Here is a 14595-nt window from a genome sequence, read left to right on the forward strand (position 1 = left end):
GGGTTATCTTTTTATAATTACGAATCCTTTTAATTTGTCGAAATTGTGAGGACCATCAATATCAAATTGAAAGAAGTAAGTTCCTTCTGGTAATACATCAGCACCCATTTTAGTTTTTTTATTGGCTATACCTCTAAAAACATTAGTGGTGTTATTATAATTATCAATTTGAAAGACCATATCTCCCCAACGGTTAAAAATAGTAACGGTGTTGTTTGGATTCATTTCTATACCTTCAATATGCCAAAAGTCATTGATACCATCGTTATCTGGTGAGAAACCATATTTAACATCATTTTTTGGAATTGTTAAAGTGGTAAAACTACTTTCTGTGCAATTTTGAGCATCACCGTCAATGTTATATGGTATAACAGTCACGTAGTATGTTTGGTTTTGAAGTAAGTCTGCAATTAAAGTATACGAGGTTGTATTTCCTACATCTTGATTATTTACAATGTCAGTTCCTCCAGATATAGACCCTATGGAGATGGTATAACCATTAGCAGTAGAAACAAATTCCCAGTCAATGCTAGTGTCTAAAACAACGTCAGTTTCATTGTGGATTGGGTTGATTAATGTTGTACAAGTTGGAGGGGATAGTAAAGTTTCAGTAGTGAAAGCTTCTTCAGTACATCCTGTTGCATTACCAACAGCGTTATATGGAGTAATGGTTACATATATTGTAGATGTTTCAGGTAAATCAGATACTAAATTGTAAGTGATTACGTTTCCAACATCTTGGTTATCTAAAATATCAGTGCCACCTGAAGTTGTTCCCACAGAAATAATATATCCAGTCGCATCTGTTGCAGCATTCCAAGTTAAATCCGTAGTAATGTCCACGTTAGTAGCATTATGTAAAGGCATTGTAAGTGTGGTGCAGTTAGGAGGCGTTGGAAGTGTTTCAGTCGTAAATGATTCTTCCATACATCCTGTAGCATTACCTACAGCATTATAAGGAGTAATAGTTACATATATTGTTGATGTTTCAGGTAAATCAGATACTAAGTTGTAAGTCGTTACATTACCAACATCTTGATTATCTAAAATATCCGTACCACCAGAAGTCGTTCCCACAGAAATAATATATCCAGTCGCATCTGTTGCAGCATTCCAACTTAAATCCGTAGTAATGTCCACGTCAGTAGCATTATGTAAAGGCATTGTAAGTGTGGTGCAGTTAGGAGGCGTTGGAAGTGTTTCAGTCGTAAATGATTCTTCCATACATCCTGTAGCATTACCTACAGCATTATAAGGAGTAATAGTTACATATATTGTTGATGTTTCAGGTAAATCAGATACTAAGTTGTAAGTCGTTACATTACCAACATCTTGATTATCTAAAATATCCGTACCACCAGAAGTCGTTCCCACAGAAATAATATATCCAGTCGCATCTGTTGCAGCATTCCAAGTTAAATCCGTAGTAATGTCCACGTCAGTAGCATTATTTAGTGGCATTGTAAGAGTAGTACAGTTAGGAGGCGTTGGAAGTGTTTCAGTAGAAAAAGTTTCTTCAGTACATCCTGTTGCATTACCAATGGTGTTATAAGGAGTAATGGTTACATATATTGTTGATGTTTCAGGTAAATCTGTTGCTAAGTTGTAAGTTGTTACATTACCAACATCTTGATTATCTAAAATATCCGTACCACCAGAAGTTGTTCCCACAGAAATTATATATCCTGATGCATCTGTTGCAGCATTCCAAGTTAAATCCGTAGTAATGTCCACGTCAGTAGCATTATTTAGTGGCATTGTAAGAGTAGTACAGTTAGGAGGCGTTGGAAGTGTTTCAGTAGAAAAAGTTTCTTCAGTACATCCTGTTGCATTACCAATGGTGTTATAAGGAGTAATGGTTACATATATGGTTGATGTTTCAGGTAAATCTGTTGCTAAGTTGTAAGTTGTTACATTACCAACATCTTGATTATCTAAAATATCCGTACCACCAGAAGTTGTTCCCACAGAAATTATATATCCTGATGCATCTGTTGCAGCATTCCAAGTTAAATCCGTAGTAATGTCCACGTCAGTAGCATTATTTAGTGGCATTGTAAGAGTAGTACAGTTAGGAGGCGTTGGAAGTGTTTCAGTAGAAAAAGCTTCTTCAGCACATCCTGTAGCATTACCTACAGCATTATAAGGAGTAATAGTTACATATATTGTTGATGTTTCAGGTAAATCAGATACTAAGTTGTAAGTCGTTACATTACCAACATCTTGATTGTCTAAAATATCCGTACCACCAGAAGTCGTTCCCACAGAAATAATATATCCAGTCGCATCTGTTGCAGCATTCCAAGTTAAATCTGTAGTAATGTCCACGTCAGTAGCATTATGTAAAGGCATTGTAAGAGTAGTGCAGTTAGGAGGCGTTGGAAGTGTTTCAGTAGAAAAAGCTTCTTCAGCACATCCTGTAGCATTACCTACAGCATTATAAGGAGTAATAGTTACATATATTGTTGATGTTTCAGGTAAATCAGATACTAAGTTGTAAGTCGTTACATTACCAACATCTTGATTGTCTAAAATATCCGTACCACCAGAAGTCGTTCCCACAGAAATAATATATCCAGTCGCATCTGTTGCAGCATTCCAAGTTAAATCTGTAGTAATGTCCACGTCAGTAGCATTATGTAAAGGCATTGTAAGTGTGGTGCAGTTAGGAGGCGTTGGAAGTGTTTCAGTAGAAAAAGCTTCTTCAGCACATCCTGTAGCATTACCTACAGCATTATAAGGAGTAATAGTTACATATATTGTTGATGTTTCAGGTAAATCAGATACTAAGTTGTAAGTCGTTACATTACCAACATCTTGATTGTCTAAAATATCCGTACCACCAGAAGTCGTTCCCACAGAAATAATATATCCAGTCGCATCTGTTGCAGCATTCCAAGTTAAATCTGTAGTAATGTCCACGTCAGTAGCATTATGTAAAGGCATTGTAAGTGTGGTGCAGTTAGGAGGCGTTGGAAGTGTTTCAGTAGAAAAAGCTTCTTCAGCACATCCTGTAGCATTACCTACAGCATTATAAGGAGTAATAGTTACATATATTGTTGATGTTTCAGGTAAATCAGATACTAAGTTGTAAGTCGTTACATTACCAACATCTTGATTGTCTAAAATATCCGTACCACCAGAAGTCGTTCCCACAGAAATAATATATCCAGTCGCATCTGTTGCAGCATTCCAAGTTAAATCTGTAGTAATGTCCACGTCAGTAGCATTATGTAAAGGCATTGTAAGTGTGGTGCAGTTAGGAGGCGTTGGAAGTGTTTCAGTAGAAAAAGTTTCTTCAGCACATCCTGTAGCATTACCAACAGCGTTATAAGGAGTAATGGTTACATATATTGTTGATGTTTCAGGTAAATCTGTTGCTAAGTTGTAAGTTGTTACATTACCAACATCTTGATTATCTAAAATATCCGTACCACCAGAAGTTGTTCCCACAGAAATTATATATCCTGATGCATCTGTTGCAGCATTCCAAGTTAAATCCGTAGTAATGTCCACGTCAGTAGCATTATTTAGTGGCATTGTAAGAGTAGTACAGTTAGGAGGCGTTGGAAGTGTTTCAGTAGAAAAAGTTTCTTCAGTACATCCTGTTGCATTACCAATGGTGTTATAAGGAGTAATGGTTACATATATGGTTGATGTTTCAGGTAAATCTGTTGCTAAGTTGTAAGTTGTTACATTACCAACATCTTGATTATCTAAAATATCCGTACCACCAGAAGTTGTTCCCACAGAAATTATATATCCTGATGCATCTGTTGCAGCATTCCAAGTTAAATCCGTAGTAATGTCCACGTCAGTAGCATTATTTAGTGGCATTGTAAGAGTAGTACAGTTAGGAGGCGTTGGAAGTGTTTCAGTAGAAAAAGTTTCTTCAGCACATCCTGTAGCATTACCTACAGCATTATAAGGAGTAATGGTAACATATATGGTTGTTGTTTCAGGTAAATCTGTTGCTAGGTTGTAAGTGATTACGTTTCCAACATCTTGATTGTCTAAAATATCCGTACCACCAGAAGTTGTTCCTACAGAGATTATATATCCAGTAGCATCTGTTGCAGTATTCCAAGTTAAATCCGTAGTAATGTCCACGTCTGTAGCATTATGTAAAGGCATTGTAAGTGTGGTGCAGTTAGGTGTGGCTGTAGATGTAGAATTTCCTGTTCTAAAAGTTTCTTCAGTACAATTTAAGGCATCACCAACAGCGTTGTATGGTGTGATGTTTACAAAAATTAAACGGTTAGTGTATAAGTCATCAGGAAGATCGTAAGTCGTTACATTTCCAACATCAATACTATTAAGAATTTCAATACCTCCACTAGTAGTCCCTAATGACAATAAGTAACCTGTGGCATTAGGAACAGCATTCCAAGAAAAATCTGTATCTATATAGACATTTGTAGCACCATCTAAAGGTAATGTTAAGCTAGTACACTCTGGAGCAACGGGAATAGTTTCTGTAATAAAACTCTCTTCGGCGCAGGTTATAGCATCTCCAATAGTGTTATATGGCGTTATTTGTACATAAATCACAGTGTTTTCAGGAAGATCTGTAGTTAATTGATAAACGGTTACATTAGCAACATCAATATCATCTAGTATATCATTACCTCCAGAAGTTGTACCTACTGTGATTCTGTAACCATCAGCATTCGCAATTGGTTCCCACTCTAAGTCAGTGTCTACAGTTACATCTGTACTTCCATTTACTGGTAATGTTAAGGTTGTACAATCTGGAACTGTTGGTGTACTATTACTGGTAATTGTAAAACTTTCCATTGTACAGGCTAATGCTTCACCTTCATCATTAAAAGGAGTAATAGTAACTTGTACAAGTTCATTTCCTGAAAAATCTGATAAAAATTGATACGATGTTTCAGTGACTATTTCATTATCAACCAATAAGATATTTCCAGGTTGTGAAACTACAGATAGTATATAGGCGTTGGTGTAAGGTGTTGGTTCCCAACTGATGTTTGTATTAATAGGTACATTTGTATCTCCATTTAAAGGTGATATTAATTGCGTACAAGTTGGTATAGGACAGTCTAAAATATCTCCTGTAATTACCCATCCATAGGTATCGATGATAGATTGTCTTTGCGCTTCGGCATCACAATACAATAAACTTTGAGCACCTAGATTTATATTATAATTTAAGACAAGCTCGGACCATGCTATTAATGTTGCATCATAATTTTCTCTAGACAATGCAGTATAATCAAGCATGTACTGCATGTTGGTTACATTGTTAACTTCCCAATCAGATAATGGTTGATTAAAAGACGTGGCATTACTAAACATGTATTTCATATCTGTGGTACCAATATTCCAATCGTTTAAATTTTGATCAAAAGCTGTTGCGTTTCTGAACATGGAAATCATATTAGACACATTGATAACCTTCCAACTATTAAGCGGTTGATTAAATGCTATGGCGTCATAAAACATTTCTTCCATAGTTATAACACCTCTTACATTCCAATTGTCTATAGTTTCATTAAAAACGCTAGCACCTCTAAACATTTCTTCCATAGTTGTCACAGAGGCCACGTTCCATTCATTCATGGTTTGATTGTAACTGGTCGCATTTTTAAACATCGCTTGCATTGTGGTCACAAAAGAGACATTCCAAATGTCAATATTTTGATTAAAAGTAGATGCACCATTAAACATGTTTGCCATAGTTAAAACTTCTCCAGTGTTCCAATTGTCTAATGGTTGATTAAAAAGGATAGCATTTTTAAACATACTCTCCATATTGGTTACAGATGCTACAGTCCAATCATTAATAGGTGAGTCAAAAGCACTAGCATTTTCAAACATAGAAGGCATTAAAGTAACAGAACTAACCGTCCAATCGTTTAAGTCTTGGTTAAATACTAAAGCTTTTTCAAACATAGAAGTCATGTTGGCAACAGCACTAACATCCCAAAGGTTTAATGGTTGATTAAAGACTTCGGCGCTTTCAAACATAGAGGTCATATCTACCACAGAGTTAACATCCCATCCATTTAATGGTTTGTTGAAAGCTTTAGCGCTCTCAAATGTTGATGCCATATTTATAACATTAGTTACATTCCAGGTATTAATGTCTTGATTAAATATTGTAGCACTTTCAAACATAGACTGCATATTGGTCACACTAATTGGAATCCAATTATCTAAAGGCATATTGAAGTTTATAGCACTTTTAAACATAGCACTCATGTCAGTAACGGACGTTACATTCCAACCATTAATATTTTGATTGAATGCTGTCGCATTTTCAAACATAGAAGACATGTTAGTTACATTACTGACTATCCAATTATCTATTGGTTGATTAAAAGCAATTGCGTCGTTAAACATTTCTTCCATAGAGATAACAGAAGTCACGTCCCAATCGAGTAGTGGTTGGTTGAAAAGACTAGCTCTATCAAACATCTGTTTCATAGAGGTTACAGCGGTAACATCCCAGCTATTGATATTTTGGTTAAATGTGCTTGCAGAATAAAACATTGCGAGCATATTTGTAACATTACTAGTAATCCAGTTGTCTAATGGTTGATCAAAATTGCTAGCACCAGAAAACATACTTTGCATATTGGTTACGTTACTAACATCCCAATCATTTAAAGGTTGATTAAAAGCAGTTGCACTTTGAAACATACTAGACATGTCTTCAATATTACTAACATCCCAATCGTTTATATTACCATTAAAAAGATTGGTAGAACCAAACATACGATATGTGGTTGTTACCTGTGACAAATCAGGTAAGTCTGTAGCGTTGTATTCCATATTTCTACAATAATAGAACGCGTTTTTCATTGATTGCCATTGTTGGGTTCCCCATTGATCTATAGACAGTAATTTTTGATTGTCTCGCGCAAAATTAGAATAGTAATGAGCTGGGTAGTCTCCAATAATACTGATGGTATAAATACCAGGTACAAGGTAAGTATGGGTAATACCTCCAGTTACATTATTATTGAATTGATTATCTCCCCAGTCTATAGAGTAATTATAAGTTAAGTAATCTGGATAACCAGAATTAGCATCTATCCTAATTTGATTATCATCACTAGTATAGCTTTGTATTATGCGTGTATCTATAGTAATTTTAAAAGCTGTTGGGTCGTTTACCCAATTGGATATAACACTAAAACTTTCTTCTGTACAGCCTATAGCATCTCCGTCTGTTGCATTATAAGGCACTACGGTCACATAAACAGTGTCACCAGGATTTAAATCTGGTGTTAAGTCTAAACCAGTAACATTACCGACGTCTAGATCAGTTACTTCATTAGTAATGATGCCACTATTTTCTATTCGATAACTAATTTTATAACCAGTAGCTCCAGGAACCATTTCCCAAATTAAATCTGTATTTGATGGGACGTTTGTATCACCATTAAGAGGAGAAACCAAAGACGTACAAAGTACAAATGAGCAATTAATAATATCGTCATTGATTGTCCAACTGGAGTTATCAATTAAGTTTTGTCGTTGATTCAAACTATCGCAATAGTTTAACCCTTCAGCTCCAAGCGTAACGTTATTTATTACCGATTGTGATTCCCAGCCTATTAATGTGTTATCATAATTAGTTTGAGATAAACCAGAATTATCAAGCATGTCGGACATGGTTGTCACGTTACTTATGTTCCAGGATGCTAAGCTTTGGTCAAATACAATTGCATTTTTGAACATGCCTGACATATTGGTTACAGAGGCAGTGTCCCAGCTATTTAATGGTTGGTTAAAAGCTGTAGGATTAGTTGTAGAAGAGTAAAACATATATGACATGTTGGTTACTTCTGAAGTCACCCAACCATTTAAAGGTTGATTAAAAACACGAGCCGAACTAAACATAGAGCTCATGTTTTTAACCTTGCTAACATCCCATATTTCAAGAGGTTGGTTAAAGGAGGTGTTTGATGCAAACATAGCACTCATGTCTGTTACTTTGCTAACATCCCAACTTGCAATAGCTTGGTTAAACGCATTTGCAGATCTAAACATATTATTCATATTGGTAACATTGCTAACAATCCAACCTGTAATATCCTGATTAAAAACATAAGCAGTTTCAAACATTGATTGCATATCAACAACATTACTAACATCCCAAGTTGTAATATCCTCATTAAATAGAGAAGCGCCATCAAACATCGATTCCATATCTGTAACCGCACTAACGATCCAACTATTTAAAGGTTGATTAAAATACCTGTTATCTCTAAACATAAAGCTCATGTTGGTCACATTGCTAACGTCCCAATCGTTTATTGGTTGGTTAAATTTAGTACTTCCAAAATAACCATCAAACATATGCGACATATTGGTCACATTGCTAACTATCCAATCGTTTAGTGGTTGATCAAAGACTGCGTTTTTATAAAACATATAAGACATGTCTTCAACATTACTGACATTCCAAATTTCTATAGGTTGATTAAAATCTGCGTCTCTAAACATATAAGACATGTCAGTTACATTATTAACTAACCAACTACTTAAAGGCAGGTTAAAAGTGGTATTATAAAACATGTAAGACATATCCGTTACATTACTAACCTCCCAACCATTTATACTTTGATTAAATGTTGAAGCTGAATAAAACATTTTAGTCATAGTTGTTACCTGTGCTGTATTCCAATTATCTAAAGGCTCATTAAAGGTTGATGCGCGATAAAATGTTTCTGACATATCTGTTACATTTCCTGTATTCCATAAATCTAAAGGTCTATTAAAGATAATAGCTCCATAAAATATACCTGAAATATCCGTTATGGTACTTACATCCCAATGATTGATAATACCGTTGAAAGCTTCGGCATTTTTAAACATGTTTTTAAGCGTCGTTACTTGAGATAAATCAGGCGCATCTATGGCATCAAAATTTAAATTTTCACAACCATAAAAAGCATTTTCCATAGTTTGCCATTGGATATTACCCCAATTTAAAATTTCTATAATTTTTAGTTTATCACCTTGATTGTTAAAATATATAGATGGAAACGTACCACTTATAGTTATTGTATAAGTGTTTGGAGCGGAATACGTGTGGGTGATATCTCCAGTAACTCCAGTGTCTGTTTGTCCATCACCCCAGTCTATACTATAATTATAAGTGTATGCTGGATTTGTTGGTATTCTAACTTCGTTAATTGCAGAAGTCCCTGTATCTGTATTAGAAGTATTCCAAAGTGATGTGAATTCGGTTTGGGAAAAAGAAGTGAGACTTAATAATAAAAAGAGTAGGGTAATCGATTGTTTCATGGAGTGAAATTTTAAAAAATCGGAAAAATTAATTTTAAATTTTGAGAGTAAGGGCTTAGTGTTTTTTTTGATTAAAAACAGTCCGTTTGTTTGAAAGCAATTGGTTTATGGTGATTGATTAGATGCTGACATTTAAATCTAACAGGTTTGGTTTTGTTTTATCCCCAACCGTATTTGTCTTCGTCTAATATAAATTGACTCATTAATCTTATAAATAGGCCTCCCGTACCGAAAGCTATTTTATCTTGCTCCGGAAAAGGCTCATTATCTTCAACAGTTAAACCATGGTCCGCGATTATTATAACCGGTTCCCCTAAAGCATTTTTGTGTTGGTGATCCCAGATAATCCAATTTTGACCAGCATCACAAAAGCCCTGATGTCTTTCTTCATCACCTTCAAGTTCTTCCATCATAAATTCTGAAGAAGGCGCGTCTCCATCATACCCATAAAAGTCTATATAATCAGGGACGCCATCACCAAAAATTATTGTGTTATGCATTTGAACTACCGTTTTATAAGAGTCTGGTATTGTAAAAGGCGTGTCTTTAAAATCGCCTTGATAAGGCGCGCCAAAAGTGATGATGACTTCATTTTCATCCTCGTTTTTAAAAGTTATCTTTAGAGCTTTATCATAATGTATCGCTACAATTTTAGTGGCAATTGTTTTTAGTATTTCAAGGCATGGCACGGTTAAAGCCCATGGTTTAAAATAAGTGATAAACTCGGTCTTCAACTCCGATTCTTGTAATAGGGATAATTCTTTTGGTGTCATATTTATAGTATAGCGTGTTTCAAAATGCAAAGGTCTTGTTCTTTAGGTATCTTTTACACCCTGAATTCAGTGAAAATACAATGCTTCAGATTTCATTGGTCTTTCCGTTACTTTTTTTGTTTTTTGAAGTAATAGATTTGGTTAGAAAAGACGCGATTGTCATAATTGTTTTTTTCTTAGAATAATTTTTTATAAAATTCTTATTTAATCGATGTAAGTTCGTTTTATTGTTGCTACATGACTAAAAGAACTCTTGTGTGATTTCTGTTTTGTTGATAAAAAGTACTAGGTATAAACTAATTTATAAGAAACATCCACATTAAAAAAAGCTGTGGTTTATATTGTATTGAATGATTTTATTTTTTTTGTCTAAAAACAAGATGAAAAGGTGATTTTTGTTAAAAAAAGGCGTTACTTTTAATTAAATAATAAATTATCAACCATTAAATTATTAAATTATTAAATTATGAAATTAATTAATGTCTTTAGAGGAGTCATAACGTTAGTTATCCTCTTTTCATTTACTAGCATACATGCGCAACGCATTTATGTTTCAAAAACAGGAAATGATGCTAATCCTGGAACGGAGATTCAACCTTTTAAAACAATAGCAAAAGCTTCTGCAGTAGCTAATCCTGGTAATACCATTGTTATTGGAGAAGGGACTTATGAAGAAACTATTAAACCTTCAAAATCAGGAACACCAGGAAACCCTATTGTTTATACCTCTAAACAAGGCGAAAAAGTTGTTGTTTCAGCAATGCAAGCCTTAAGCGGATGGACCTCTGATGGTGGAAGTGTTTGGAAAACCACTGTTAATTGGGATTTAGAACAGCGAAACTTTGTAATCAGAGGTGCTACTGTATTAGATTTAGCTAGATGGCCAAATAATACGGATGGAGATCGTTTTACATTAAACTCTTTACGTAATGACGGAGGAAGTCAAGATGAGGTCTCTATAAATGCTTTTTTAACAGATGGAGATATTCCAAATTGGCAATGGTCAAATGGTGGATCCATTATGTTTTATGGAGACCGTCCAGGATCAGGTTGGACTACTTGGAGAGCATGGATAAAAAGCCAATCTTCAGGAAGAGTAACTTTTGACGCTGTCAAAGACCAAAACTGGATTGTAGGTGCCCATCCTCCAGGCGATTTTGGAGATTATTATTTAGAAGGAATAAAAGAAGCGCTTGATTATCAAAATGAGTGGTATTTTGATGCTAATTCAAATACTTTATTTGTGCAATTACCAGGAGGTATAAAACCAGAAGATGGTGAAGTGCAGATGTCAAGAAGAGCGGTGACGGCTGACTTAGAAAATCGTAATTACATACATATTGAAAACCTTGCTTTATTTGGAGGAAATGTTCTTGTAAAAGGAACCAGTAATAAACTAAAAGGCGTAAAGGTTTTATATGGAAGTATGACTAGAGGTATAACTCCTAACTTTAATTCTGGCATTAATGCAGTAGATATTAAAGGAGGGTCTGTAAACACAATTATAGAAAATTCTGAAATAGGTTTTGGAGATGCTACAGGGATTTGGGATTCAGGAAATGCTACAATAATCAGAAATAACTATATTCATGATTTTGATTTTTTAGGTTCTTATGATGCGCCAATAATGGCTAGAGGAGGAGTTAACTCTAAGATTTTACGTAATAATATTTCTCGTGGAGGTAGAGATGGTATTCAAATAGTAAATAAAAATTCTGAAGTCGCTTGGAATGATATATCTTATAGTAATCTTATAGCCGATGATTGTGCTTTACTTTATACCATTAATAAAGGTTTAAATATGGACATTCATCACAACTGGTTTCATGATGCGGAAGGTAGAGGCGAATTAAAGAAAGCTGCAGGTATTTATTTAGATAATGATGCTGAGAATGTTCGTGTATATCGTAATGTTGTTTGGAATGTCGAGTGGACAAATATTCAGATTAATTGGAATGGAAAAGATATTGATATTTTTAATAATACCTTAGTCAAAGCTGATGGAGGTACTATGGGAGCTTGGCATAAAGCAGGTACAGCATTTACTAATGTTAAAGTATGGAATAATATTACGGATACTTATAGAACAGACCAAGGCGGAAATCAAGAAACAGAAGGGACTTGGGAACCGCAATCTAATAAGCAAAATAATCTTGTAGATCAAACCTCTTTTATGAATTTTAACTCGAATAACTACAGGCTAAATAACGGGACAGTAGCAGTAGATGCAGGTAGAATTATTACTGGTTATACAGATAGTTATATTGGAGCAGCTCCAGATGTGGGAGCTTATGAAGTAGGAGATAATTGGGTACCTGGACCAGATTGGGATATTAATCAAGGACCTACAGGTGTTTGTTACAACTTACCAGGTGAAAACTGTAGTACTGGAATTGAAGATAGTGTTAGACCAGATGCTAATTTAGCTGATGGAGTTTACTATATTCAAAACACAACTAATGAAATGAAAATTAACAGTCCCAATGGACGTATTGTAAATATTGCGGCTACTTCAGATAATAGTGCAAAATGGCAAATTACCAAAGTTGGTACTTATTACACAATTAAAAATCTTAGAAATAATGAATTTTTAGAAGTACCTTATGCGGCTTGTAATACCAATGATAAAACAGAGAATCTTAACGTTAATTTAGGGACTTGGACATCAGCTAGTAGTAATCATCAAAAATGGGGTATTACCAAAGTAGCTGATGATTATTTTTTAGAACCTTTACATTGCGAAAAGGTCGTGGATAGAAATAATGGTAACGCCATGCACTTATGGCCATACGTTGTAGGTAATACAAATCAAAATTGGAAAATTATAAGAGTAGAAGAAACTTGTTCTGCTAATATGACTATTTCTAATTTAGAGAGTACAAGTGCAACTGACACTTCCATTACATTGGCATTTGACACACTAAGTAATGTAAATACCTACGAAGTTAGAGTTTGGCCTAAAGGTCAGTTTGCAGGAAATGTCAATACTCCAACAGCAGCAGCATATAAAGCTGGTGATTTTTCTCCAATAACTATTGATGGTTTAGCTTCGGGTACTGAATATACTGTCGTTATACGTGCCATTTGTATCACAGGAGGTACATCAGAATTAACACAAATTGATGCTGTTACCTCTGGACCATGTACTGTAAATGCTGATATGACTTCAGTAAAAAAAGTGAGTGATACCAACCAATCTATTTCAATAGGATTTAATGAGTTTACAGGTAACAATACGTACGAGTTAAGAGCTTGGCCTAAAGGACAGTTTGCCGGAAACATAAATAGTCCGATAGCAACGTCTTATGCCAGTGGGACTTCATCGCCAATAACAATCAATGGTTTAGTATCAGGTACTGAGTATACGTTGGTGTTACGTGCTGTTTGTTCTCAAGGTGGTACTTCAAAATTAATTACTATAGATAGTGCTACATCTGGTGCTGTTTCCAGAATTGATACTACTATTAAAGAACAAGAGGATACCATTATTTTATATCCAACACCAATAAAAGAAAGTGCATTAACTATTTATTTAGGACACTCTAAAACATCAAAAGTAAATGTTCTTGATTTGCAAGGTAATACAGTATATAACACAGAAACTAAAGGACAATATCTTAAAATAGATCGTTCGTTATTTGGAAATCCTGGGTTCTACTTTGTAAGGATTGAACAACAAGGTGTTGTTACAACTAAAAAAATTCTAGTAAACTAAAAAAATAGAAACTAGTAATTAAATTCATGCCTTTAGGTTGCTAAAAAGGTGAACTTAACTCTTTTTAAAGGCCAAAACTTTATTTGAATTTTCAGAGCGGTTTTAAAACCCAAAGGAGATTGAAAGTTATAAAGGCATGAATTTATAATATGATAAAAATTTGTTTATTGATTGAATTTCAGTAGGATATCTGCATGCGTCTATAATCTTTCTTTTGTTTTTTAATTTCTTTTTTTATACCAAAAAGCTCAAAATTAATTCTTCTACAGAGCATTCATCTTTAATTATGAATACATTAGCTTTTACCTGTTTAATTTTGTTTTTACTATTTTTCCAATTCACTTTGCTTAAATCTGACTTTATGTTTTGGTCAGATAATTGTTCAACAAAAAGCTCTATAATTTTAAACGACTCAAAACTTTCTAAAGGCTCAATTTTTATAAAATCTGTTTTATGCTTTTCGACTTTTTCTAAACAGTCACTAAAAGACTCTTTAAAATCTTCCTCGTCCATAAATTGAGAGAAATTAGGAATTGGCATTATGTATTATACTTATTTAGGTTGATTCTTTTTGGTTAATATTTTGAATTTGTTCAATTCTTAAATTGTAAATTCAGGTAAATTTACACTAATTTTCTACAGGACTGTATTTGATATTTAAATGTACTTGGATAGGCTTTCTTAATTCTGGGCTAAAATGTGCTTTAAAATTGTTGCCAATATGGTCTGCTTGCTTAGCTGTTTTTTGTGTATGATCTTTACTTTTGATGGTTTGTTTTAAGCTATACTTGTATTCAAGCGTTTTATTGATTGGTTTTGCTT

General features: G+C 34.3%; 4 protein-coding genes. 1 reads left to right on the forward strand and 3 read right to left on the reverse strand.

Translation table 11 applies throughout. The features are described 5' to 3' along the window. Positions 1-3: 3 nt before the first annotated feature. The gene (locus AC0L4B_RS11060) at positions 4-9285 is read right to left on the reverse strand and encodes a BspA family leucine-rich repeat surface protein (protein WP_473436955.1); all 9282 of its coding nucleotides are present in this window, start codon (positions 9283-9285) and stop codon (positions 4-6) included. A 158-nt stretch (positions 9286-9443) separates the two neighbouring features. Next, positions 9444-10058 (reverse strand): hypothetical protein, encoded by a 615-nt coding sequence (locus AC0L4B_RS11065; protein ID WP_473436956.1) that lies wholly within the window; start codon positions 10056-10058, stop codon positions 9444-9446. 466 nt (positions 10059-10524) lie between these two features. On the opposite strand from AC0L4B_RS11065, the gene AC0L4B_RS11070 reads away from it, so the two are divergent. After that, on the forward strand, positions 10525-13773 hold the full coding sequence (locus AC0L4B_RS11070; protein ID WP_473436957.1) for a fibronectin type III domain-containing protein: 3249 nt from the start codon (positions 10525-10527) through the stop codon (positions 13771-13773). A gap of 234 nt (positions 13774-14007) precedes the next feature. Here the strand turns inward: AC0L4B_RS11070 and AC0L4B_RS11075 are convergent, their stop codons facing one another. Then, positions 14008-14313, reverse strand: coding sequence for a hypothetical protein (locus AC0L4B_RS11075; protein WP_473436958.1), 306 nt, complete (start codon positions 14311-14313; stop codon positions 14008-14010). Between the last annotated feature and the right edge of the window lie 282 nt (positions 14314-14595).

It is taken from the genome of Olleya sp. NP1-10, assembly GCF_055804415.1.

Excerpts from the sequence above, each read along its gene's own strand:
- AC0L4B_RS11060 (WP_473436955.1), bottom strand. The coding sequence starts at position 9,285 with ATGAAACAATCGATTACCCTACTCTTTTTATTATTAAGTCTCACTTCT.
- AC0L4B_RS11065 (WP_473436956.1), bottom strand. The coding sequence starts at position 10,058 with ATGACACCAAAAGAATTATCCCTATTACAAGAATCGGAGTTGAAGACC.
- AC0L4B_RS11070 (WP_473436957.1), top strand. The coding sequence starts at position 10,525 with ATGAAATTAATTAATGTCTTTAGAGGAGTCATAACGTTAGTTATCCTC.
- AC0L4B_RS11075 (WP_473436958.1), bottom strand. The coding sequence starts at position 14,313 with ATGCCAATTCCTAATTTCTCTCAATTTATGGACGAGGAAGATTTTAAA.